This is a genomic window from Neisseria sp. P0001.S005, assembly GCF_051963715.1.
On sequence record NZ_JBQCTZ010000465.1, the window covers coordinates 1 to 770 of the forward strand.

Consider the following 770-nt stretch of genomic DNA (forward strand, 5'->3'; position numbering starts at 1 on the left):
GCAATATCACGGCTCAATACGACGGTTGCGTCCAAGTGGGCGAAAGTTGTCGCTGGAGACGGGTCAGTCAAGTCATCCGCAGGTACATATACTGCTTGGATGGAAGTAATGGAACCGGTTTGGGTAGAGGTAATACGCTCTTGTAAACGACCCATTTCTTCAGCCAATGTCGGTTGGTAACCCACTGCAGAAGGCATACGACCCAACAGTGCAGATACTTCGGTACCGGCCAGAGTGTAACGGTAGATATTGTCAACGAAGAACAATACGTCGCGACCTTTACCGTTTTCGTCTTTTTCGTCACGGAAGTATTCAGCCATAGTCAAACCTGTCAAAGCAACGCGCAGACGGTTGCCTGGAGGTTCGTTCATTTGGCCATACACCATGGCTACTTTATCCAATACGTTGGAATCTTTCATCTCGTGGTAGAAGTCGTTACCTTCACGGGTACGTTCACCCACACCTGCGAACACGGACAGACCGCTGTGCGCTTTGGCGATGTTGTTAATCAATTCCATCATATTTACGGTTTTGCCCACACCGGCACCACCGAACAGACCTACTTTACCGCCCTTAGCAAACGGACACAGTAAGTCGATCACTTTAATACCGGTTTCCAGCAATTCGGTAGTTGAAGACAACTCGTCGAATTTCGGAGCAGTTTGGTGAATGGCACGGCTCTTGTCGGTATCGATCGGACCTGCTTCATCAACAGGCGTACCCAATACGTCGACAATACGACCCAATGTACCTTTACCTACCGGCACAGT

General features: G+C 49.4%; 1 protein-coding gene. It reads right to left on the reverse strand.

The window, feature by feature from the left end:
• Positions 1–770, reverse strand: a 770-nt coding sequence (gene atpD / locus ACTHSP_RS21080) for a F0F1 ATP synthase subunit beta (protein WP_440346892.1), incomplete at both ends; no start/stop codon positions are given.